Below are 20,996 nucleotides of genomic sequence, written 5' to 3' on the forward strand. Positions count from 1 at the left end.
ACACGCTCGCGGTCACGTCGCCGGGTCGGCCGATGCGGAGACTCCGAGAGCCGCCGGACCGGTATCCGCGCCGTCCGAGGGCGTGGAAGCGGCTCCCAGGAACGCGGTGAGGAGCAGTCCGAGCAGGGCGATCACCGCGAGGACGACCAGCACGACCTTCCGGCGGCTGGCCCGCGGGCGGCCGGAGCCGGCATCGGGGCTGGGACCCGGGTGGTGGCCGGGATCGGGGCCGGGGTCGAGGGCGTGGCTGCCAGGAGGCCCCAGGTCCTGCGGGAACTGCGCGTTCAGCGTCGTCATCCGCTTGTCGAGTGCGGGATCGTCCCGCACGAGACGGCGTTCGATCTCCGCAAGGGCACGCCGGTCGTCGGTGGAGTGACCCATGGCGGCCTCCTCTGCCTGACACGAGGACACGGTGGTCCTGACGATGTCCGCAGTTTCAGTGTGCCCGCGCACAGGGCATGCGGACAGTCGGGCGCGGTCGCGAGAGCGGATGTGCCGGTGCGGCGGACGCGGCATCCACGCGACGAACCGGCGGACACCTGCCCATACTGAGGAGGACGACAGCCGTCCAGGGTGCGTAGGTACCGGAATCGCGGTGGCGATGCAGCAGGTGCCCTTCGATGAAGTGACGACCAGCGCGGCCCGGGACGCGGGCGGGTGGCTGGGCGCCCTGCCGGTCGCCGTGGTGGCCACCAGCGCGGACGGGGCGATCGTCCGCTGGGACCACGCGGCGGAGGACCTGCTCGGTTACACCCCGCACGAGGTGCTCGGCCTGCACATCGCCGACCTGCTCCATCCCGGCGCCGACCGTGGCCTCGGCCGGTCGCTGTGGGAGGGTGCGGCCACCGGGCGCGGGATCATGGGCATGGTGACCGCCTGGCACAAGGAGGGGCGCCCGCTGGAGCTGGAGATCTGGGCGTGCCCGGTCCCCGCCCGGCACCGCGGCGGGACGACGGTGCTGGTGTTCGCCGCGGAGGCGGAGGCCGCGCGACGGATCCGGGGCTCGTCGGCGGTGTGGGACGGGCTGTTCTCCCGTTCCCCGGTCGGCATCGCCGTCCTCGACACCGAGCTGCGGTTCCTCCGCGTCAACCCGGCGCTCGAAGCGATGAACGGACTCCCGCAGGCCGCGCACATCGGGCGCCGCCTCGTCGAGATCCTGCCCGACGTCAACGCCGCCGACATGGAGAGCGCGATGCGCCGGGCCCTGGACGAGGGCAGACCCGTCCTGGACTCCCGCCGTACGGGCCGCACACCGGCCGACCCGGACCACGACCACGTCTGGTCGGGGTCGTACGTCCGCCTGGAGGACGCCGACGGACGCCCGATCGGGCTGGCCGCCACCCTGATCGACATCACCGCCCAGCAGCAGGCGCAGCTCGAGGCCGACGCGGGCCGGCGCCACCTCGCCCTGGTCAACGAGGCCACGCTCAAGATCGGTACCAGTCTGGACCTGGAACGCACCGCGCAGGAGCTCGCCGACGTCGCCGTACCCGACCTCGCGGACGCCGTCGCCGTCGACGTCCTGGACAGTCTGGCCACCAGCGGCGACCTCGGCGCCGGCCTGGTCGGGGGCACCACGCTGCGGCGGCTGGCCAAGGCGCCGCTGACCGGATCACCCGTCACGGCCGTCCTCGCCCCCCTGGGACGCACGCTCTCCTTTCCCGCCAACGCGCCGTACACCCGGGTGCTCGGCGCGCGCCGCCCCTTCGTCGTCTCCGAGTTCGACGAGCAGGCCATCGCCTCCGCGGCCGGCTACTCCGCCGTGCCCGCGGAGCTGCTCCGGCTGGGCGTGCACGCGTTCATGATGACGCCGCTGCTCGCCCGCGGCGTGGTGCTGGGCCTCGCCACCTTCTACCGGACCCGGCCCGTCGGCCCCTTCACCGAGGACGAGATCGCCCTTGCCGGTGAACTCGCGGCCCGCGCCGCGGTCTGCGTCGACAACGCGCGCCTCTACCGTCGCGAACACGACACCGCCGCCGTACTGCAGCGCAGCATGCTGCCGCAGCACATCACCCCGCCGACGGGCATCGAAGTGGCCCACCGCTACCTGCCCGCCAGCGATGTCAACGAGGTCGGCGGCGACTGGTACGACGTCATCGCCCTGGAGGACGGCAGGGCCGCACTCGTCATCGGCGACGTGATGGGGCACGGCACCGCGGCCGCGGCGGTGATGGGGCGGCTCTCCGCGAGCGTCCGGGCCCTCGCCCGCCTCGACCTCGCCCCCGAGGACATGCTGTACCAGCTGGAGGCCGCCCTGAACGATCTCGCCGAGCCGATGCTCGCGACCTTCCTGTGCGTCGTCGTCGACCCGGCCGACGGCCACTGCCGCATCACCCGGGCCGGCCACCCGCCCCCGGCGGCCGTCTTCCCCGACGGCACCGTCCGCCTGCTCGACGTACCGCCGGGTGTGCCGTTGGGCGTCGGCGGCACGCGCTTCACGACCACCGACGTCACCCTGCCCCTCGGAAGCCTCCTCGTCCTGTACACCGACGGCCTCGTGGAGTCCCGCAGCAGCGACATCGACGCGCGCCTCGCCGAGCTGACCGACCTCCTCGCCGAGCCCGTCCCGTCCCTGGCCGGCCTCTGCGACCGCCTGCTCACCCACCTCGTCCCGGCCGCGGCGGACGACGACATCGCCCTCCTCGTCGCCCGCATCAGCACGGGGCGCTGAGCGTGACGGGGCCCGGGGTGGTTCAGCCGACCCAGGTACGGGTGAGCCCCTGCACGGCGGAGCCGTCGAGGTCGGCCAGTGTGGTGGCGACGAAGTCGCGGGCCCACTGCGAGGTCTGGACACGGAAGGGCGGACGGTCGGCGGTCAGGGCGTCGATGATCGGGGCGGCGGCCTCGGCCGGCGTCTGGGCGTTGCCGAAGGACTCCCGGGTGCGGGCGATGTACGCCTGGAGCGCCGGGGCGTAGGGCCCGGCGGCCGCGAGCAGGGCGGGCACGTCCAGGCCGAGGTTGGCGACGAACTCGCTGGCGACCGCGCCCGGTTCGACCACGGTGACGTCGACGCCGACGGTGGCGGCGACGGGTGCGAGGGACTGCATGAAGCCCTCGACGGCGAACTTGGCCGCGCAGTACGCCTCGTTGAAGGGCTGGCCGACGGCGCCGCCGACGCTGGTGACGGTGATCACCCGGCCGCGGGCGGCGCGCAGGTGGGGCAGGGCGGCGCGGGTCGCGGCGACCACGCCGAAGAAGTTGACCTCCATGGCGGCGCGGACCTCGTCGAGGCTCACCATCTCGACGGTGCCGACCTGGGCGGCGCCCGCGTTGTTCACCAGTGCGTCGAGGCGGCCGTGCTCCGCGACGACCTCCTCCAGGCAGCCGACGACGCTCTCGGGGTCGACCACGTCCAGGCGCTTGACCTGGATGCGGTCGGCGACCCCGTTCTCGACGGCGGCCTTCCGCAGGGCCTCCGACCTGCCCGTGTCGCGCATGGTCGCGACGGTCGTCCAGCCGGCCCGCGCGGCGCCGATCGCCGCGGCCAGGCCGATGCCGGAGGACGTGCCGGTGATCAGGACGGTCTTCTCGCTGTTCATCAAGGGGTTCTCCCGTCGGAGTGGCTGACGTCGACAGTAACCGGGGAACTCCCCGTTTACCAGGAACCGTAACCGGGGAGTTCCCCGTTTGTCCAAGTAGACTGATCACCTGACGAAAGGAGCAGTCTTGACCGCCCAGCCGAACCCGTTGCGCGCCGACGCCCGCCGCAACCGGGAGCGCATCCTCGAAGCGGCCGTGCGCGCCTTCTCCGAGCGGGGCGCGGACGTCCCGATCGACACGATCGCCAAGGCCGCGGGCGTCGGCTCGGCCACGCTGTACCGCCACTTCCCGACGCGCGAGGCACTGGTCGAGGCGGCCTACCGCAACGAGCTGGCCCGGGTCTGCGACAGCGCCGCAGAGCTGCTCGCCGCATACCCGCCCGACCGGGCGCTGCGCCTGTGGATGGACCGGTTCATCGACTACCTGGCCGCCAAACACGGCATGGCGGACGCCCTGCGGGCCGCGGCCGCCTCCGGCGCCGACCCCTTCTCCGAGACCCTCGACAGGCTCGGCACCGCGATCGGCACCCTGCTGGGCGCCGGCGCCGAAGCAGGACTCCTGCGCGCGGACGTCGACGCCTTCGACGTCGGCCTCAGCCTCGCCGGCGTCGCACTCGTCACCAGCGCTCCCGACCAGCGCGAGCGCGCCGGCCGCCTCCTCGACCTGCTCCTCGACGGGCTCCGCCACGGCACCGACCGGTAACCCGACCGGGGAGCCGTACCGCCCACGGGTGGAGAGGGATGTCCACCCGGGGCAGACCCCAGGGTTGACGTGGGGGAGCGGGGCGGCGGCCGAGCATGGCGGTATGAGTACGAAGGACTGGTTGATCGACATCGCCCTCGTCGGCGTGGTGCTGCTGCAACTGCGCGGTCGGCGGCTGACGCTGAAGGCGCTGCTGCTGCCCATCGGGCTCGTCGTCTGGGCGGCGACGACGTACCTGCACGCGATCCCGACCTCGGGCAACGACCTCGTGCTGATCGTCGGGACGACGCTGGTCGGCCTCGCGCTGGGCTCGGGTGCCGGACTGCTGACCCGGGTCTACCACGACGAAGCCGGCCGGGTCTTCGCCCGGGCCACGGCCATGGCGGCCGTGCTGTGGGTGGTGGGCTGCGGCTTCCGCATGGCGTTCCAGCTGTTCGCCACGAACGGCGGCGGCCAGGCGATCGGGCGCTTTTCGGCGGCCCACCACCTGGATGCGACGGCCTGGGCCCCGGCGATCCTGCTGATGGCCTTCGCCGAGGTCCTCTCCCGAAGCGGCATCGTGGCCTGGCGGGGCCGGGACGCGCTGCTCGGCCGGAACCCCGGCAGGACGGGCGACTGGTGAGCGACACCCCGAGGTACACCCCGAGGCACGCCCCGCGGCGCACGCCATGGCACACCCCAAGGCACGCGCCGCGGCGCACGCCGTGGCTGCGCGGGCTCGACGCACGCCGGACGCGGCATGCTGGACCGGTGCGTACCCACGATCTCCGCCCGGGCCCGGACGCGGCTTCCCGCCCTCCGGCACCGGCCGGGCTCCTCACGGGCCCGGCCGTCGGGCTGCTCGCCCTGGCCGGGCTCGTCTACGGAGCGGTGCAGGCCACCCAGGCCGGGACCGGCGGCCGGGGGACGGCCGCATGGGGGCTCATCGGGGTCATGGCGCTCGCCTGGATCGGCTGGTGGGTGGGGAGCCGCTCCGGCCGCCCGGCCCTCGCGGTGACCTCGGCGGCGGTGCTGGCCTGCGTCGGCGGGGCGATGGCGCCCCTGTCCTCGTACTCCGCGGTGGTCGTGGGCGTGGCCGCGCTGTGTGCCGCCGGCCGGCTGGCGCTGCGGCCGGCGGCGGCGCTCACCGCCCTGGGGGCCGTGGCCGCGACCGTGGCGCTCGCCGTCGACGGAGTGGGTTTCACGGCACTCCTGGCCGTCGCGGCGGGCGGACTGTGCGGCCTGCTGCTGGGCGTCGTACGCCGCCAGCGCCAGGAAAGCCTCTGGGCGCAGGCCGATCTGGCGGTGGCCAGGGAACGCGGCGCCGTCGAGCACGAGCGTGCGGAACTGCTCGCCGAGCGCAACCGCATCGCCCGGGAGGTGCACGACGTACTGGCGCACACGCTCTCGGCGCTCTCGGTGCAGATGACCGCCCTCGACTCCCTCGTCGAGGACGGCGCGAGCACGGACGACGTACGGGCGGCGATCGGCCGCTCCCGGCGCCTGGCCGTCGAGGGCCTGGAGGAGACCCGCCGGGCCGTGCGGGCGCTGCGCGACGAGCCGGTCGCCCCGGCCGAGCGGCTTGCCTCCCTCGCCGCCGGCGAAGGAGCCGTCTTCCGGGTCACCGGTACGGAGCGGCCGCTTCCGGCCGCCGTGGCCATCGCGCTGGTGCGGGCGGCGCAGGAAGCTCTGACCAACACGCGCAAGCACGCGCCGGGGGCCCATGTCACCGTCGTTCTCGGTTTCCGGGAGGCATCGACCAGCCTGACGGTCACGAACACGGCCCCGGCGTCCGCCCCGCACGGACTCCGCGCCGCGCCGGTCGGCGAGCTCGCCGCCACCGGCGGCGGCTACGGTCTGACCGGAATGCGCGAGCGCGTGGAGCTCCTCGGCGGCACACTGACCGCAGGCCCGCACGAGGGCGGCTGGCGCGTGCGGGTGGAGGTCCCGGAGTGAAGGTGCTCATCGTCGACGATCAGACGATCATCCGCGACGGCCTCGTCACCATCTGCGAACGTCTCCCCGGCATCGAGGTCGTCGCCGTCGCGGGCGACGGCGAGCAGGCCCTGGCCGCGGTCGCCGAACACTCCCCGGACGTGGTGCTGATGGATCTGCGCATGCCCCGCATGGACGGCATCGAGGCCACCCGCCGCATCACCGCCGGCCACCCCGGCACGCACGTCGTGGTGCTGACCACCTACAGCGACGACGAGTCGATCCAGGCCGCCCTGGCCGCCGGCGCGCTCGGCTACCTCACCAAGGACGCCGCCCGCGAGGACATCGACCGCGCACTGCGGGCCGCCGCCCGGGGCCAGGCGCTGCTCGACCCCGCCGTCCACGCCCGCCTCGTCGCCCTCGCCCGGCAGCAGCCCGCCCCCGGCTCGGCGGAGCTGCCCGACGGACTGACCGCCCGCGAGGCCGAGGTCCTCGCGGGCATGGCCCAGGGCCTGTCCAACCGCGAGATCGCCCGGTCCCTGTTCGTCAGCGAAGCCACCGTCAAGACCCATGTGAACCGCGTCTTCGCCAAGACCGGCAGCCGTGACCGCGGCCAGGCCATCGCCTACGCGCACCGCCGCGGACTCGCTTGAGCGCTGAGCCCTGAGCCCGAGTGCTGAGCCCGAGCCCTGAGCTCTCAGCCTCGATCCCCGAGCCCTGAACAGGGGCGCCGCTGCCGCCGCACCGACCGCTCACCGGCTCGCGCGCCGACGGCCCGGCCCGTCGGGCTCCTCGTCGGGCCAGCCCAGGAGCCGGGCCCCGATGACGGCGGTCTGGAGGGTGTAGCGCTGGCCGGGCTCACCGGGGTCCGCGCCCGTCAGCTTGTGTATGCGGTCCAGGCGGTACGTCATGGCGCGGACGCTCAGGGACAGGCGCCGGGCGGCCTCGGCGGCGACGCAGTTGGTGTCGAAGTACGCCGTGAGGGTGTCGATCAGCGGCTGGGCGCCGCCGCGGGCCCGCCGGAGCGGGCCGAGGACGCCGACCACGAGGTCCTCCATGGCCTGCCGGTCGCGGGTGAGGACCGGGTAGACGAGGAGGTCCGCGGAGTGCAGGACCGGCTCGTCCAGGTCCATGCGGGCGGCCAGATCGAGGGCGTTGAGAGCCTCCTCGTACGAGTGGACGACGCCTCCCGCGCCGGGGTGCGGGCGGCCGATGGCGATGTGGCCGCCGTCGGTGGCCGCGTGCGCCAGCTTCGCGAAGTACGTCAGCACTTCGGGTTCGTCGCCGGGAGCGACACAGATCAGCCGGCCGTCCTTGGTGGTCAGCAGAATGCGCCGGGCACCGAAGCGCGCGACGAGGGACGACTCGACGGAACGCGAGACGGGATACCCGTCCCCGTACGGTTCCGGCCCTTCGGCGACCGCGACCGCGTGGGCGTGCGACAGCAGCAGCCCGAACCGTTCGGCACGCTCGGCGAGCCTGCCGAGGTCACTGCGCCCGTACAGCAGGTCGTCCACGAACTCGCGCCGCGCCGCCTCCTCCTGTCGTACCGCCAGGCGCTGGGCGCGTTCATGACCTTCGGCGAAGGCGTCGACCGTCTGCTCCACGACGGCCAGGAGATGACGGTGCGCCGCCTCGGGCAGGCCGGGATGCGACGTCCGGGCGGCGGCCGCGAGATGGGCGCGGACCAGCGACCGCAGCCCGACGCCGGCCGCGGCGGCCTGCTCGCCGCGCGACCGCAGCGCCTCCAGCTCGTCGCGGGTCAGCCGCCGCCCGGTCGCGGAGACGCCGGCCAGCATCTCGGCGTACCCCTCCAGATAGTCCTCGGCCACCGGCCTTCCCGACACGCTTCCTCCCCGGATCCTGATGCGCCTCTGACGGGTTTGACAAGTTCCTGACGCGCGAGGACCAAGGGTGGCATGTCGTTGTGAGGGGACCGCCACCGGCATCAAGGAGCCGTCAAAGGCTGCCGGCGACGGCAACGCGAAGGGCCGGCCCTCGGCCGGCTCGCCGACGGGATCAGTCGCCCGTCGTGCCGTCCAGCATCTCGCGCAGGATGTCCAGATGGCCGTTGTGACGGGCCGTCTCCTCGGTGAGGTGGAGGAGGATCCAGCGCAGGTCGACGTGGAGACCATTGCGGACGGCCCGCCGGGCCTGCTTGTCCAGGCTGTTCCCGGCGACCAGTTCGCGGTAGCGGGCACTCTGTTCGGCGTATTCGTCGAGCAGCTGCGGGAGCGGGAAGTCGACGGCGATCCGCATCTCGCGGTCGGGGTCCTCCTCGGTCCAGGGACCCTGGTCCTCCTCGCCGAGGAAGACCACCTGGAACCAGTAGTACTCGACCCAGCGGAGGTGATTGACCAGTCCGCTCATGGTCATCAGCGGCGAGCCCGGCAGAAGCGCCTTGCGGGCGTTCTCCGCGGAGACGCCGTCGCACTTGGCGCGGGCGGTGTCACGTGCGTAGTCGAGGAACGTGGTGAGCTGGGTGCGCTCGTCCCACGCGGGCGGTGTGTCGTCGATTCTTGTCATCGCGCGAAGCTTCTCCGATACCGCGACCGGTGTCGACGCATTTACCGGTGCCGACGCATCTGTCGACGGGCCCGGCCCCACTCCCCCCGCGTTCCGTGGCTACTTGGCGTGCCAGAGGCCGAGGTTGTTCTGCTCGCTCTGTGCGGCCCGTTCCAGCGCGTCGGTCCGGCCCAGGACGCCATGGGGCAGGTAGCCGGAGCGGACACGCAGTTCCCAGCCGTGCACCTGGACGGCCAGGGCTGCCAGGGCGAGGGCGTCCAGAGGCAGCAGCGTCCGCGGGGCCGGGTCCGCGTCCACGCCTTCGCGGTGGGCGACCAGCCGGTTCACGAGTGCCTGCTCGAAGGCGGCCTGGTCGTCGTCGAGCAGGACGCGCAGCAGCCGCTGGTCCGGCGTCAGGGCGCCGGCCGCGTCCAGTCGCCCGGCAGCCGCGGCGCGCTCCTCCGCGTCGGGCTTGCGCAGGGGCACGGTCGGCCAGTCGCGGGGGAGGTCCCCGCTCGCCTCGGTCAGATAGCCGCAGAGCGCCTCCATCGCCGCCAGATCGGCCGGCTCCGACACCGACGTCGGCTTCGAGTACGGCACGCCGTCCCGGACGGCCGGTGCGAAGTCCTCCCGCAGCAGCAGCCCGGTGACCCGCTTCCAGTCCCACACCAGTCCGCTGACCACGACGGCCGCGAAGGTGTCCAGCCAGGTCCGCGCCGTGGGGGCCTCGTCGATGACGTCCTGGAAGGCGAGCTCCTCGCTCGTCAGCTCCTCGCGGACCAGCGGAAGCCTGATCTCCTGGTCGCCGTTGGGAAAGCAGCCGAGGCTGATCACACCGAGCGAGCACTCCGCCGCCGTCCGCAGCACGGCGCGTGACGCGTCGTCGAGTCCGGGTGCGCTCAGCGTGCGCGCGGCGACGTGGTCGAGCAGTTCGTCGCGCATCTCCCGCAGCCGGTCGAGACGGAAGGAGTCGTAGCGCATGCTGTGCCACCGGCCGAAGGCCCGCCCCTCGATGTCGTCGAGCGCCTGGGCGACGAGCTTCTCGCTCACCTCGTGATGTGCCACTTCCCGCATGACTGACCGTCCGTTCATGATCGATCCCACCGTGAAGCGGCACGCTACCAACGAGCTCGGACATCCCTGCCCGGGGGGCCGGTCCCGCCGGGGGATTCACACCGCGCCCGTCCAGCACGACCGGACAGGCGTCTGCGGAGGGCGTGCCCGAGAGCGACGGGTTGGCCGAGTGACGTCAGTGATGCGTCGTGCCGCCGTGGCGACGGAGGTAGGTCAGGACGGCGCGGACCCGGCGGTGGCCACTGTCGCCGGCGGGCAGGCCCAGTTTGAGGAAGATGCCGCCGACGTGTTTGTGGACGGCGTTGTCGGTGACGAAGAGCCGCTGGGCGATGGCGGAGTTGTCGTGCCCTTCGGCCATCAGCGCCAGGACCTCGCGTTCGCGGGGTGTGAGGGCGTCGACGGGATCGCCGCGCCCGGCGAGGAGCTGGGCGATGACCTCGGGGTCCATGGCCGTACCGCCGGTGGCCACGCGGCGCAGCGCGTCGGTGAACTGCGCGATGCGGCTCACCCGGTCCTTGAGGAGATAGCCGATGCCGCCGCGGGTGTCGGAGAGGAGGCGGCCGGCGTACTCCTGCTCGACGTACTGGGACAGGACCAGGACGGGAAGTCCGGGGTGGTCGCGACGGGCCTGGAGCGCGGCGCGGATGCCCTCGTCGCGGAAGCTCGGGGGCAGCCGCACGTCGACGATGGTGACGTCCGGGCGGTGGGTCTCTACGGCGGAGAGGAATCCGGGGGCGTCATCGGTGATCGCGGCCACCTCGAAGCCCTGCGAGTTCAGCAGGAGTTCGAGGCCGGACGCCAGCAGGACGTTGTCCTCGGCGACGACTACACGCACGGCAGCTCCACGGTGATGGTGGTCGGCCCGCCCGGCGGGCTGATGATCTTCAGGGTGCCATCCAGGGCGGCTGCGCGGCGGCGGATTCCGTCCAGGCCGCTGCCCCGCGACGCGTCGGCCCCGCCGGCCCCGTCGTCGGTGATCTCCGCGGACAGCGTCGGGCCGTCGCGGGTGACGCGCACGGCTGCCCTGGCGGCCCGGCTGTGCCGGGCGATGTTCGCGAGCGCCTCCGTGACGGCGAAGTAGGCGACCGCTTCGACCGCGGCGGGCACCTCACCGAGTTCGCCGATGTCGATGCGGGTCGGCACGCCGGTCCTGGTGGCCAGGGTGCCGAGCGCGCCGGCGAGTCCCTGGTCCGCCAGGACCGGAGGGTAGATGGTGCGGATGACGGAGCGCAGCTCGGCCATCGCCTCCTCGGTCTCGGCCTGCGCCTGCCGTATGAGCGCGGCAGCCGCCTCGGGGGCCTGGGGAAGGCTCTCCCCGGCCACGGCGAGCCGGATGGCGATGGCCACCAGCCGGGCCTGGGTGCCGTCGTGCAGGTCGCGCTCGATCCGGCGGAGTTCCGCGCCGTGCGCCTGCAGGACGTCCGCGCGCGTCTGCGTCAGCTCGACGACACGCGCGGCCAGTTGCTCCGCCGGCGACGGCGCCAGCACCGCCAGGCAGCAGCGCGCGTGCACCCGGGCGAGCGGTGGCAGGGCGATCGTCGCCAGCGCCGCGAGCAGCAGGAGCTGCGCCAGGTTGAGCGTCAGCGCGGGGGACCAGCCGTTGACACGGACACCGAACAGCAGCAGCCGTGGCGGATCCGACGCGGGAAAGGCCCACCACCCCACGGTGACGACAAAGGTGAGGAACAGGTTGCCCAGGCACAACAGAGCGAGTACGCCCGCGGGCAGGCCGCCGGCCACCTGCGTCACGAGCCACAGGAGTGCACGCCGCGGGGTGTACGCGCACGGCTCCACCGGCCGGCCGAGGAGCGCCCCGGCCCGCCGACGGTGGCGCTCCGCCCAGGCAGCCGCCAGCGACGGCACGCACAGCAGCGGCGCCGCCACGAGCGTCACCGTCGCGGTCAGCAGGGTGCCGAGCAGGTAGCGCCCGCTGCGCCCGGTCTGGATCAACCGCGCGCGAGCCTCACCGATCACGCCGTACACCGCCCGCCTTCGTGTGTCGTGTGCCCTGTGCCGTGAGCCGTACGGGACCGGGGGAGCGGCCCGCAGACGCGCCACTGTACGGGCCGGGCGCACCTGCGGCACTACAGCCACCTGTAGGTCTCAACCGGCCTCCCGTGGTAGCGACTTGCCATGCGTCGCCTGCCTAGCGTCTCGTCCATGACATCGACAACTCGGTCCTCCGCGCCGCAGCACCACCCCTCCCGGAAGCCCACCTCCGGCCGACGCCGCCGGATCCGCCGAGGATGGCTGGCCGTCGCGGCGGCCGCGCTCGGCACGGCGTCCGTGGCCATCGCCGTCCAGCCCTCGGACGGCACGGCCACGCCGTCCGCGACCGGCTACCAGCAGGACGACCTGCGCCGGGACACCGATGCCGTCCGGGCGCTCGGGATCACCGGCGTCCAGGCGCGGGTGACCACCGCCTCCGGCCCGGATCTCGTCGCCACCGCCGGAGTCGCCGTGGCGGGCACGAACCGCCCGGTGCCCCGCGACGGCTACTTCCGGATCGCCAGCACCGGCAAGGCGCTCATGGCCACGGTGATCCTGCAGTTGGTCGACGAGGGCAGGCTCTCACTGGACGACACGGTGGACCGCCGGCTGCCCGGCGTGATCGACGGCAACGGCAACGACCCACGGAAGATCACCGTGCGTCAGCTCCTGCAGAACACCAGCGGCCTCCACGACGACCTTCCCGGCTTCGACACCCCGCAGCAGTACTACCAGCACCGCTACGACACCTACAGCGCCGAGCAGATCGTCGCCCGGGCGGTGAAGCACCACCCGGACTTCGAGCCCGGCACCGGCTGGGGCTACTCCAACACCGGCTATGTCGTCCTCGGCATGATCGTCGAGAAGACCACCGGCCGGCCGTGGCAGGACGAGGTCGAGAGGCGGATCCTGAAGCCGCTCGGTATGAACCACACGTATCTGCCGGGCACCACGCCCACCCTTCGCCGCCCGCACGCCGACGGCTACCAGGTCTTCCCCTCCGGCGAACGGACCGACGTCACCGAACAGCTCGTCCCCGACCTCGGCGGCTACGTCTCCACCACGGCCGACGTCAACCGCTTCTTCCGGGGACTGCTCGGCGGCAGACTGCTGTCCCGGGCGCGCATGACCGACATGCAGCACACCGTCCCCGTCGACAAGCGGATCGAGACCTTCTGGCCCGGCGGCCGCTACGGCCTCGGCCTGGTCAGCCGCCCCCTCAGCTGCGGCGGCAGCTACTGGAGCCACGAAGGCGGCGAAGCCGGCTACATCACCCTGAACGGTGCCACGAAAGACGGCGGCCGCGCCGTCACCGTCTCCCTGTCCACCAGCTTCAACGACCTCGAGAACACGCTCCGGCAGCACAAGGCCGCCAGTGCCCTCGTCGACCGCGCACTGTGCGACACCCCCGGCAAGCGACAGGAGAAGTGACCCGCGTGCCCGTCGTGTCGGGCGCGGTGCGCCCCCTGCCCTCAGGCGGGCCGGCCGGGTGCCGGGATGCGGGCCAGGAGCTCCCGGGCGAGCTGATGCAGCTGTGCGGTGATCTCCTCCGGGGAGCGCTGCGGACCCCCGTTCTCCCAGTGCGCCGCCACCGCGTCGATCACGGGGTTCAACTCCTCGCAGCGGCCATAGGCCTCTGCCACGTTGTAGAAGATGAGGGCGATGCCCTCCGCGGGGCCGAGCCAGCCGCCGACGATCTCGGAAGCCCACCAGCGGGCGAGCGCCAGCCGGCCTGCCCAGTACTCCTCGGGCGGGTGGAAACCGAAGCCGAGCTCGTCCATCACCCGGCCGAACAACTCCGGTGCCAGATCGTGCTCGCAGGGGCTCAGCGCGGCGAGGTGCAGCAGCGACGGTGTGTCGAGACCGGCGCACAGGGCACGCAGAGCAGCCTCGGTCAGAAGCCCGGCTTCACCCTGCTGCCCGTCGACCCACGAGTGGGCGATCTCCCGCAGTTCCTGCACCGCGTCGGCCGGTGTTGCCGGTGCTTCCCCCATCGACATGGCGGAATACTCCCACGTCCCGCCGAGCCTGGTACGCCCTGCCTGCTGTGCTGTCCCAAAGGTCGCTCAACGCAGGCATCGGTTTTCACAAGTCCCGCTGCGGTGGGCCCGGGTGGCGCCCTCGTACCCTGCGCGAGGTCAAGGAGCGTACCCGCTGCGCCCACCGCACCGGGAAGCCCCTGGCGCGGGCGCTCCTGTGTCAACCGTACTGACGCTCCCTCGCTCGTCCCCGCTCAGTCCGTCCGCATCCCTGAGCGGCAGCGCTCGCGAGGGCGGGCGTCACGGCCTGTGGTCGCGTCCGTCCCGTGGGGCGAAGGCGGCGAGGGCCTCGGCGTCGGTCGCGCGGGCGTGCAGGAAGTAGTCGGCCCACTCGGCGATCTCGGGGTAGGACGAGTCCTGGCGGAGCTGCTCGGCGGCGGCGTTGAGGTCGAAGTGGGTCGTGCGCAGTGCGACGCCCGGGCCCAGGAGGGCCCAATGCGCTCCGGTTCGTCCGTAGGGCATGCCGATGCTGCCCGGGTTGACCACGAGTCGGCCGTGAGCGAGGCGGACGAACGGCATGTGGGTGTGGCCGCAGACCACGGTGCGGATGTCGGAATCCAGTCCGTCGAGGACTTCCTGCCAGCGGTCGAGGCGGGAGTCGACCAGCACGATCTCCTCGTCGTCGCGAGGGGTGGCGTGGCAGAACAGCACCTTTCCCAGGCCGTTCACGGACAGGGACAGTGACCGCGGCAGCGAGCCGAGCAGGTCGAGATGGTCCTCGCGGAGCTGTTCGGCTGCCCAGGGGCCGATCGGATCGGGGATCGTGTCGCGTTGGCCCCGGCGGTATTCGAGGAGTTCACGGTCGGCGTTGCCGCTGATCCAGATGACCCGGTCGCCGAGGCTGGTCAGCAGGTCGAGAACCCGGGTCGGTTGCGGGCCGGCGGTGATGTCGCCGGTGAGCACGATGTGGTCGGCGGCGCTGACGTCGGGCTCGGCGAGCACTGCCTCCAGGGCAGGCAGCACTCCGTGGATGTCGGACAGGACGGCTACTCGGTTCGGCATGGTCACCACTGTGGGCCGAAGACCGCCGAGCGGTGTGATCGTTCGCCCGGCGCGTAGTCGCCCCTGTCACGCGGCGGGTCGGGCGGCGAGCCGGACCGGGAAGGCCCGGCCCGGTGATGTTTGACGGACCACGCGCCGTCGTAAGGCGCGGTTCGCCGTTCGGCAGGGCCCGGGTCGAGGCGTCTGCGTGCGGACCCTCCCGTTCCGCCCGACCGGGTGAAGCCGGGGCTCGGCGCGGCGATGAGTCTGGCGTCGCCCGCCGGTCTGACTCTTGATGGAGAAAACCAACGCGTCGGGAGTACGGCATGGGCCTCATCCACATCGAGCTGTTCGCAACCCTTGATCTCGTCGGGCAGGCGCCCGGCGGCCCCGACGAGGACCCGCTGGGTTTCCCGTTCGGCGGCTGGCAGGCGCCCTTGCTGGACGAGGTCTCCGGGGCACAGGTCGGTGCCGCGTACGAGGGCACGGACGCCCTCCTGCTCGGCCGGCGGACGTACGACATCTTCGCCGCCTACTGGCCGCACCAGGAGGGAGGCGAGGACAACGAGATCGCCACGCTCTTCAACAGCGTCCCGAAATACGTGGCCTCCCGCGGCAGGCCCGACCTGTCATGGGCCGGGTCCGCACAGCTCGGCCCTGACCTGGCCGGGGCGGTGCGCGAGATCCGTGACCGGCACGAGCACGTGAAGGTCGTCGGGAGCCTGAACCTGGTGCAGAGTCTCCTGCGCGAGAAGCTCTTCGACCGTCTCGACCTCTGGGTGCACCCGATCGTGCTCGGCGTCGGGAAGAAGGTGTTCGACGGCGGCGCGGTGCCCACCAACCTCACGCTCCTCGAGCCCCCGGCAGCCGGCCCGAAGGGCACCGTGTTCCTGCGCTACGGGCTCGCCGAGGGCACGCCCGCGACAGGGGACATGAGCGCTCCCGACCGCGGTCTCGGCAGCGACGACTGAGACCACCCCGCGCCGGGCCCGTGAGGCTGCGAGGCGTCCTCTGTCTCGGACCCCGACGGCAACCCGCTGAACCTCACCCAGCCGATCCCGGCCGGGTGACGCCGCTCCGGGTGCCTGTACGGTCCAGCCGCTGCGTCGCCTGGCCGGGCCGGGCCCGGCCAGGCCAGGCCGGTCAGAGCATGCCTGTGCGGCCCGTCAGCCGGGTGAAGCGCTGGTACAGCGGCCGGTCTGTCCGTCCCGGGGCGGCCTTCCGGGCAGACCGCGCGGTCGGCTGCGTCTCGCAGTTGACCACGATGTTCGTCCCGCCCTCCCCGTCGCAGTCGTCGACGCCGGCCTGGCCGTCGAGGGTGTCGTCGGCGGGGCCGCCGCGCAGATAGTCGTTGCCGTCGCCGCCACGCAACGAGTCGCGGCCGCCGGCCGTGCCGAGAGTCTGGGACCAGTCCGAGTTGTCGCCGAAGATCCGGTCGTCGCCGCCGCGGCCGTCGATCTGGTCGTTGCCCGCGGTGGCCCCGGTGGGATCGACGAGGGAGCTGTCGCCGATGAGGATGATCTCGCCGGTGGTGCCGCCGACGATCCGGTCGTTGCCTGAGCCGACCGCGGTACTGCCGGACGTGTGGTCGCCGACGGCGCCGAACGCGCCGTCCGGTCCCAGGTCGATCAGGTCGTCGCCGCCGGCCCCGGTCGCGGGGCCGAACAACGCGACGCTGTCTCCCGTGACGTCACCGAGGGTGCCGGGGCCTTCGAGCAGGACGTCGTCACCGGCGCCCGACGCCGTGTAGTAGCCGACCGAGTCCCCGACGATGACGTCCTCGCCGTTGCCGCCGATGATCCGGTCCGGGGCGCCCCCGTTGGCGTGGTCGCCGCGGTCGTCCCCGTACAGGACGTCGTCGCCGTCGCCGCCGACGAGGACGTCGGGGGAGGCGCCACTGGCAGTGCCCTGGATCGCCAGGTTGTCCCCGATCAGGGCGTCGTCGCCGGTCCCGCCGTCGAGGTAGTCCCGGCCGGTGGCGCTCGTGACATCGCCGGTGTACGCGCGCTCGTCGCCGCCCAGCTCGTCGTTGCCGGCGTCGCCGAAGATACGGTCGTCGCCGGTCCCGCCCGAGATGTGGTCGTCGCCATCCCCGCCGTGGATGTAGTCGTTGCCCCCCAGGCCGCAGATCAAGTCGTTGCCGCCCTTGCCGTCGATGAAGTCATTGCCGGGTGTGCCGATGATGACGTCGTCGCCCGGGGTGCCCGTGGTGCCGCTGACGGTCGCGGCGGCCTCGAAGCAGGTGGGCGCGGCGGCGGCCGGGCCGCCGGTGGTGACGGTGAGTGCCGCGGCGACGAGCACGGGGGAGCAGAGAAGGCCGATGGTCCGGCGGTGGGAGGCGGGGCGGACGGCTGCTCTCAGGGTCATGCGGGGTGGTTCCTTCCCGTGGCAAGGAGGCAGGGACAGGGGCAGGGGGAATCGCCAAGGAGCGATCGCGTGGTGCGATGTGTGCCCCGCGCCGTGGATCACCTGGATATACGGAAAGTAATTTCACCCGATGAGTCGGCGGCCACCCGCGCCGCGCCCCGGGCTCGCCGACAGGGCGTCAGACCGCTTCCCGAGCCCGGCACCGGCTGGGCCGGGGCGGTGCCGGGCTGACACGGGATCCTGGTTGTCGGACACCCGAGAGCGTCTGCGGTTCAGCTGACGAACTCTTCGTCGCCGTAACGCACCTCGGCCGTGTTCCAGTCGATGCCCAGGTCCTTCGTGAACCTCTACGCCAGGGGCAGGTCGGAGATCGGGGCGATGAGGATGAGCCGCCCGTCGAGAGTGACCGAGCCGCCCGCGAGCTCGTCGCGAGCCTCGGGGTCCGCGAGCAGTGCGTCGCGCAGACGAGCCGGGCTGACGCCGGGGGCCTGGATCTCGACCGCGTCGGTTTCAGGCGAGGTGCGGGGCAGGCAGCGGAAGGTCAGTACGGCCTCCTGGCGGTACTGCTTGGCGATGACGCCGGCGATGTGGTGCAGCCCGTCCCGGCCGACCCGGTGGACGTCGAACTCGCGCGTGCGCTCATAGGTGGCCTGCTCGAGGTCGTCGGACCAGAAGACGCCGTCGAGGAGTTGCGAGGCGCCAGGCCTCGCGCCGTTGGCCTGGATGATCCCGCGCACCTCCCGATCGAAGCGCGTCAGGCGGGTCCTGAGCCGGGGGTCGGCCGGATCCGTGATGATCGCGGTGTTGTTCGTGGCGAAGACCTCGCCTGCTGGGCAATCCCGTTCCACCGGCCTCGCCTGTGCGCTTCCCGCGTCCGCAAGACCCAGCGTGAGGGCGCAGAGCGTGACCAGGACGCGCAGCCGCCGCCGTACGATGACGTTCTTCATAGCGTGATCAACGAGCTTCGGCGGCGTTCGTTGCGTCTGCCACAGGTCCTCGCGCTGCTCTGAACGCTCTCACCCCATGACGTCCAGGACGATCTTGCCCTGGAGGTGCCCCCGCTCGGCGCGGGCATGGGCGGCGGCCGCGTCGCGCAGAGGGAAGACGCTGTCCACGGCTACGCGCACCCGCCCGGTGTCGATGAGGGCGGCCAGCCCGGCCAGATCCGAACCACTCGAACGTACCTGCCGCATCGTCTCGACGGCGATCCCGAGTTCGGCCGCGCGCTCCGGGTGGTAGTCGCCCAGGATGACGGGTGCGATCCGGCCGCCGCGCCGAACGTTGGGCAGCAGGCGGTGACCGCCGACTGTGTCGAGCAGCAGGTCCACGTCGCGGGCGACGCTCTCGGCGGGCGTTCGGGTGTAGTCGACGAACCGGTCGACGCCCAGGCCCAGGAGGAAATCCTCGTGCCGCCCGGAGGCGACGCCGATCACCTGCTGCGCGCCGGCCACCCGGACCAGCTGCGCGGCGAAGTGGCCGACGCCGCCCGCCGCGCCGTTGACGATGACCGTGGAGCCGATGCGGCCGCGCAGGTGGGTGAAGACGAACTGGTACGCCGTGAGTCCGGCCATCGGTACGGCGGCGGCCTCTGTGTGGCCGAGAGTCGCCGGCTTGGGGGCCAGGTGGGCAGCGGGCGAGACCGCGTACTCGGCGTACCCGGACGCGCGGCCGGGGAAGTTGACCAGGCCGAACACCTCGTCGCCGGGCCGCCACTCGGTGACACCCGGGCCGAGGGCCGTGACCACGCCGGAGATGTCGCTGCCCAGGATCAGGGGCGGCGTCCAGTTCGGCCGGAGCTCGACCGGGAAGTTCTCGAAGCCGCGCCTCGCGTACCAGTCCGGCGGGTTGACACCTGCCGCGTGGACCCGGACCAGTACCTCACCCGGGCCGGGCTCGGGCCGGGCCACCTCCTCGTAGAGCAGTTCCTCGGGCTCGCCGAAGGCGTGCAGCCTGACCGCGTGCATCGTTGCCGTACCCATGGGTTCCTCCCTGAATCCCGATGCGGAGCACCCCGGATAGAATCCGGAGCACTGCTCCGGAAAAGCTAACCGGAGCGGTGCTCCGGTTGTCAAAGGTAAGGTGCCGTATGCCCATTGAGTCGCGCCCCGGCAAACCGCGCGCACCGCGCACCGACGCGCAGCGCAACCGCGACCGCATCCTGGAAGTGGCTGCGGAGGCCGTCGCGGAACAGGGAACCCTGGCCTCCCTGCGGGAGATCGCCCGGCGCGCCGGCATCGGCCTCGGCACGCTCTACCGGCACTTCCCGAACCGTGACGCCCTGCTGGAGGCCCTGCTGCACCGCCGCTTCACCCACCTCGCCGAGCGGGCGGACGCCCTCGCCGCCACCCCGCCGGAGCGTGCGCTGGCCGAGTGGCTGTACGAGTTCACCCTCGATGCGGGCGCGTACCAGGGCCTGCCGGCCACCCTGATGGCCACGCTGAACGATCCGCAATCACCCCTGCACACCGTCTGTCTGACGATGCGCCAGGCCGGTGGCAGGCTGCTGGAGGCGGCCCAGGAAGCAGGCAGGATCCGGCCGGACGTGGCACCCATCGACCTGTTCGCACTGGCCAACGCCCTCAGCTGGATCGCCGACCAGGCCCCGACACTCACCGAGCGCCGGGAACACCTCTTCCGCCTGGTGATGGACGGGCTGAGGCCGCGGTCCGACCACGACTGACCCGCCACCCGTGAAGCGCGGACGGGACGGCAGCGCCGCGAGGTGAATCCTATCCGGGCCGGTCTGCCTCTTGTATGTGTTCCGGCCGCACGGGCCGGCAGAACAGGAGGAGACACTCATGATGGTGACCGGTCTCGCGGTGATCGGAGCGCTGCTCGTGGGCGCGTGCGGCTGGCATTTGATGCGGCGTTACAAGGGCCGAAGCTGACGATGAACATGAACCCACGTTTTCGTTGGCCGGACGAGCGGCTCATCAAGGCTGCTCAGGACGGTGATGTCGGTTCGCTCACCACCGTCGTGATGGAATCGCAGCCGCATGTGCGCAAGTTCGCGCTGTCGCTCTGCGCCTCACCGCAGGACGCGGAGGACGCCGCGCAAGAGGCGCTGATCATCCTCTATCGGAAGATCGGCACCTTGCGGGCCACGGGCGCGCTCGCCTCGTGGATGTTCCGGATCGTGCGCAACGAATGCCTGCGGCAGGTACGGCTGCTCATCGCGTCGAGCGGCGAGGCGCCGGCCGAACCGCAGGGGCCCGTGCAGCCGTCCGCCGAGGAGGCGGTGCTGCACAGGCTGGAGGCGGAGCGGATCGCGGCCGCGGTCTCGGCTCTGCCCCGCGACCAGCGACAGGTCCTGATCATGCGGGATGTCCAGGGCCTGCCGGGCAAGACCGTCGCCCGCGCGCTCGGTCTGAGCACGGCCGCGATGAAATCGCGGCTGCACCGAGCCCGCGCGGCGCTGCGGCACGCACTGGAAGCGACCGGCCAAGCACCGGACCAAGCCGTCGGTCGACCAGCCGAAGGAGGAGAGTCACCATGCAGGTCGTGAATGCCGTGAAGCCCGTGCGGGAGACGAAGGAGCCGACAACCGCGCACTCCGCGGCGCCGGGGACGAACTTCGCCAGCAAGTCCGTCCCGCGCCACCTGGCGCGTGGCGCCATCGGATTCGGGCTGATCATCGGCTCCGTCGCCCTGGTGCCCGTCGCCGGCCCGGCCACCCTGCTGGCGGCCCCCTTGGCTCTGATCGCCTTCCGCGGCTGCCCCACCTGCTGGATGGTCGGCCTGGCTCAGACCGTTTCCCGGGGCCGCCTGGAGCGCCAGTGCGTGGACGGCGTCTGCACGCTCACCAAGGCGCACCCGGCGGCAGCGCGTGCAGACGAGCCGGCAGCTGAGCTCGGGGAACGGGATGACGGGCGGTGGACGTAGGCC

General features: G+C 72.6%; 22 protein-coding genes. 10 read left to right on the top strand and 12 right to left on the bottom strand.

Annotated elements, in window-relative coordinates:
- Positions 1-12: 12 nt before the first annotated feature.
- Positions 13-381 carry a DUF3040 domain-containing protein gene (locus ACIRSU_RS12360; RefSeq protein WP_403791238.1) on the bottom strand — a complete coding sequence of 123 codons (369 nt, stop codon included), beginning with the start codon at positions 379-381 and terminating at the stop codon, positions 13-15.
- Positions 382-601: 220 nt separating this feature from the next.
- Here ACIRSU_RS12360 and ACIRSU_RS12365 point away from each other — a divergent pair, with 220 nt between their 5' ends.
- On the top strand, positions 602-2,671 hold the full coding sequence (locus ACIRSU_RS12365; protein WP_403791499.1) for a SpoIIE family protein phosphatase: 2,070 nt from the start codon (positions 602-604) through the stop codon (positions 2,669-2,671).
- 22 nt (positions 2,672-2,693) lie between these two features.
- On the opposite strand, the gene ACIRSU_RS12370 is transcribed toward ACIRSU_RS12365, so the two are convergent.
- Entirely contained in the window at positions 2,694-3,539 is an 846-nt protein-coding gene (locus tag ACIRSU_RS12370; protein WP_403791240.1) for an SDR family NAD(P)-dependent oxidoreductase, read from the bottom strand.
- 127 nt (positions 3,540-3,666) lie between these two features.
- Between ACIRSU_RS12370 and ACIRSU_RS12375 the strand changes: the two genes are divergently transcribed.
- From ACIRSU_RS12375 to ACIRSU_RS12390, 4 genes are all read left to right on the top strand, one after another.
- On the top strand, positions 3,667-4,242 hold the full coding sequence (locus tag ACIRSU_RS12375; RefSeq protein WP_403791242.1) for a TetR/AcrR family transcriptional regulator: 576 nt from the start codon (positions 3,667-3,669) through the stop codon (positions 4,240-4,242).
- 103 nt (positions 4,243-4,345) lie between these two features.
- A complete protein-coding gene (locus ACIRSU_RS12380) occupies positions 4,346-4,864 on the top strand; it encodes a hypothetical protein (protein ID WP_403791244.1) in 519 nt (172 codons plus the stop codon).
- 128 nt (positions 4,865-4,992) lie between these two features.
- Positions 4,993-6,177, top strand: coding sequence for a sensor histidine kinase (locus ACIRSU_RS12385; protein WP_403791246.1), 1,185 nt, complete (start codon positions 4,993-4,995; stop codon positions 6,175-6,177).
- On the top strand, positions 6,174-6,809 hold the full coding sequence (locus tag ACIRSU_RS12390) for a response regulator (protein WP_403791248.1): 636 nt from the start codon (positions 6,174-6,176) through the stop codon (positions 6,807-6,809). Before ACIRSU_RS12385 ends, ACIRSU_RS12390 begins: the two co-directional genes overlap by 4 nt.
- Positions 6,810-6,908: 99 nt before the next feature.
- Here the strand turns inward: ACIRSU_RS12390 and ACIRSU_RS12395 are convergent, their stop codons facing one another.
- The 5 genes from ACIRSU_RS12395 to ACIRSU_RS12415 all read right to left on the bottom strand — a co-directional run bounded on the left by ACIRSU_RS12395 (position 6,909) and on the right by ACIRSU_RS12415 (position 11,709).
- The gene (locus ACIRSU_RS12395) at positions 6,909-7,955 is read right to left on the bottom strand and encodes a PucR family transcriptional regulator (RefSeq protein ID WP_403791500.1); all 1,047 of its coding nucleotides are present in this window, start codon (positions 7,953-7,955) and stop codon (positions 6,909-6,911) included.
- Between the two features lie 220 nt (positions 7,956-8,175).
- The gene (locus ACIRSU_RS12400) at positions 8,176-8,682 is read right to left on the bottom strand and encodes a DinB family protein (RefSeq protein ID WP_403791250.1); all 507 of its coding nucleotides are present in this window, start codon (positions 8,680-8,682) and stop codon (positions 8,176-8,178) included.
- Between the two features lie 99 nt (positions 8,683-8,781).
- Positions 8,782-9,735 (bottom strand): immunity 49 family protein, encoded by a 954-nt coding sequence (locus ACIRSU_RS12405; protein WP_403791252.1) that lies wholly within the window; start codon positions 9,733-9,735, stop codon positions 8,782-8,784.
- Between the two features lie 175 nt (positions 9,736-9,910).
- On the bottom strand, positions 9,911-10,570 hold the full coding sequence (locus ACIRSU_RS12410) for a response regulator (protein WP_403791255.1): 660 nt from the start codon (positions 10,568-10,570) through the stop codon (positions 9,911-9,913).
- Positions 10,561-11,709, bottom strand: coding sequence for a sensor histidine kinase (locus ACIRSU_RS12415; RefSeq protein ID WP_403791257.1), 1,149 nt, complete (start codon positions 11,707-11,709; stop codon positions 10,561-10,563). The genes ACIRSU_RS12410 and ACIRSU_RS12415 overlap by 10 nt, the downstream gene beginning before the upstream one ends.
- 186 nt (positions 11,710-11,895) lie before the next feature.
- On the opposite strand from ACIRSU_RS12415, the gene ACIRSU_RS12420 reads away from it, so the two are divergent.
- On the top strand, positions 11,896-13,155 hold the full coding sequence (locus tag ACIRSU_RS12420) for a serine hydrolase domain-containing protein (protein ID WP_403791259.1): 1,260 nt from the start codon (positions 11,896-11,898) through the stop codon (positions 13,153-13,155).
- 41 nt (positions 13,156-13,196) lie between these two features.
- Here ACIRSU_RS12420 and ACIRSU_RS12425 read toward each other — a convergent pair whose 3' ends face one another.
- The gene (locus tag ACIRSU_RS12425; protein ID WP_403791261.1) at positions 13,197-13,724 is read right to left on the bottom strand and encodes a hypothetical protein; all 528 of its coding nucleotides are present in this window, start codon (positions 13,722-13,724) and stop codon (positions 13,197-13,199) included.
- A gap of 279 nt (positions 13,725-14,003) precedes the next feature.
- Complete coding sequence (locus ACIRSU_RS12430) at positions 14,004-14,765, bottom strand: metallophosphoesterase family protein (RefSeq protein ID WP_403791263.1); 762 nt, start codon at positions 14,763-14,765, stop codon at positions 14,004-14,006.
- 305 nt (positions 14,766-15,070) lie between these two features.
- Here ACIRSU_RS12430 and ACIRSU_RS12435 point away from each other — a divergent pair, with 305 nt between their 5' ends.
- Positions 15,071-15,715, top strand: coding sequence for a dihydrofolate reductase family protein (locus ACIRSU_RS12435; protein ID WP_403791266.1), 645 nt, complete (start codon positions 15,071-15,073; stop codon positions 15,713-15,715).
- A gap of 172 nt (positions 15,716-15,887) precedes the next feature.
- Here the strand turns inward: ACIRSU_RS12435 and ACIRSU_RS12440 are convergent, their stop codons facing one another.
- The 3 genes from ACIRSU_RS12440 to ACIRSU_RS12450 form a co-directional block, all read right to left on the bottom strand.
- Entirely contained in the window at positions 15,888-17,111 is a 1,224-nt protein-coding gene (locus tag ACIRSU_RS12440; RefSeq protein WP_403791268.1) for a calcium-binding protein, read from the bottom strand.
- Positions 17,112-17,458: 347 nt separating this feature from the next.
- Positions 17,459-18,058: a hypothetical protein gene (locus ACIRSU_RS12445; RefSeq protein ID WP_403791270.1), complete on the bottom strand. Its 600-nt coding sequence runs from the start codon at positions 18,056-18,058 to the stop codon at positions 17,459-17,461.
- Between the two features lie 69 nt (positions 18,059-18,127).
- On the bottom strand, positions 18,128-19,090 hold the full coding sequence (locus tag ACIRSU_RS12450; protein ID WP_403791272.1) for an NADP-dependent oxidoreductase: 963 nt from the start codon (positions 19,088-19,090) through the stop codon (positions 18,128-18,130).
- A 107-nt stretch (positions 19,091-19,197) separates the two neighbouring features.
- On the opposite strand from ACIRSU_RS12450, the gene ACIRSU_RS12455 reads away from it, so the two are divergent.
- The 3 genes from ACIRSU_RS12455 (at position 19,198) to ACIRSU_RS12465 (ending at position 20,993) form a co-directional block, all read left to right on the top strand.
- Entirely contained in the window at positions 19,198-19,791 is a 594-nt protein-coding gene (locus tag ACIRSU_RS12455; protein ID WP_403791274.1) for a TetR/AcrR family transcriptional regulator, read from the top strand.
- A 216-nt stretch (positions 19,792-20,007) separates the two neighbouring features.
- Positions 20,008-20,616, top strand: a complete 609-nt coding sequence (locus ACIRSU_RS12460) for an RNA polymerase sigma factor (protein ID WP_403791502.1) — start codon at positions 20,008-20,010, stop codon at positions 20,614-20,616.
- Positions 20,604-20,993, top strand: a complete 390-nt coding sequence (locus ACIRSU_RS12465; RefSeq protein WP_403791275.1) for a hypothetical protein — start codon at positions 20,604-20,606, stop codon at positions 20,991-20,993. Before ACIRSU_RS12460 ends, ACIRSU_RS12465 begins: the two co-directional genes overlap by 13 nt.
- Positions 20,994-20,996 lie beyond the last annotated feature (3 nt).

It is taken from the genome of Streptomyces sp. NPDC101160, from assembly GCF_044768205.1.
In the GTDB taxonomy this organism is placed as follows: Bacteria; Actinomycetota; Actinomycetes; order Streptomycetales; family Streptomycetaceae; genus Streptomyces.

Excerpts from the sequence above, each read along its gene's own strand:
- ACIRSU_RS12360 (WP_403791238.1), bottom strand. The coding sequence starts at position 381 with ATGGGTCACTCCACCGACGACCGGCGTGCCCTTGCGGAGATCGAACGC.
- ACIRSU_RS12365 (WP_403791499.1), top strand. The coding sequence starts at position 602 with ATGCAGCAGGTGCCCTTCGATGAAGTGACGACCAGCGCGGCCCGGGAC.
- ACIRSU_RS12370 (WP_403791240.1), bottom strand. The coding sequence starts at position 3,539 with ATGAACAGCGAGAAGACCGTCCTGATCACCGGCACGTCCTCCGGCATC.
- ACIRSU_RS12380 (WP_403791244.1), top strand. The coding sequence starts at position 4,346 with ATGAGTACGAAGGACTGGTTGATCGACATCGCCCTCGTCGGCGTGGTG.
- ACIRSU_RS12395 (WP_403791500.1), bottom strand. The coding sequence starts at position 7,955 with ATGCTGGCCGGCGTCTCCGCGACCGGGCGGCGGCTGACCCGCGACGAG.
- ACIRSU_RS12400 (WP_403791250.1), bottom strand. The coding sequence starts at position 8,682 with ATGACAAGAATCGACGACACACCGCCCGCGTGGGACGAGCGCACCCAG.
- ACIRSU_RS12405 (WP_403791252.1), bottom strand. The coding sequence starts at position 9,735 with ATGCGGGAAGTGGCACATCACGAGGTGAGCGAGAAGCTCGTCGCCCAG.
- ACIRSU_RS12420 (WP_403791259.1), top strand. The coding sequence starts at position 11,896 with ATGACATCGACAACTCGGTCCTCCGCGCCGCAGCACCACCCCTCCCGG.
- ACIRSU_RS12425 (WP_403791261.1), bottom strand. The coding sequence starts at position 13,724 with ATGTCGATGGGGGAAGCACCGGCAACACCGGCCGACGCGGTGCAGGAA.
- ACIRSU_RS12430 (WP_403791263.1), bottom strand. The coding sequence starts at position 14,765 with ATGCCGAACCGAGTAGCCGTCCTGTCCGACATCCACGGAGTGCTGCCT.
- ACIRSU_RS12435 (WP_403791266.1), top strand. The coding sequence starts at position 15,071 with ATGGGCCTCATCCACATCGAGCTGTTCGCAACCCTTGATCTCGTCGGG.
- ACIRSU_RS12440 (WP_403791268.1), bottom strand. The coding sequence starts at position 17,111 with ATGACCCTGAGAGCAGCCGTCCGCCCCGCCTCCCACCGCCGGACCATC.
- ACIRSU_RS12445 (WP_403791270.1), bottom strand. The coding sequence starts at position 18,058 with ATGAAGAACGTCATCGTACGGCGGCGGCTGCGCGTCCTGGTCACGCTC.
- ACIRSU_RS12450 (WP_403791272.1), bottom strand. The coding sequence starts at position 19,090 with ATGGGTACGGCAACGATGCACGCGGTCAGGCTGCACGCCTTCGGCGAG.
- ACIRSU_RS12455 (WP_403791274.1), top strand. The coding sequence starts at position 19,198 with ATGCCCATTGAGTCGCGCCCCGGCAAACCGCGCGCACCGCGCACCGAC.
- ACIRSU_RS12460 (WP_403791502.1), top strand. The coding sequence starts at position 20,008 with ATGAACCCACGTTTTCGTTGGCCGGACGAGCGGCTCATCAAGGCTGCT.
- ACIRSU_RS12465 (WP_403791275.1), top strand. The coding sequence starts at position 20,604 with ATGCAGGTCGTGAATGCCGTGAAGCCCGTGCGGGAGACGAAGGAGCCG.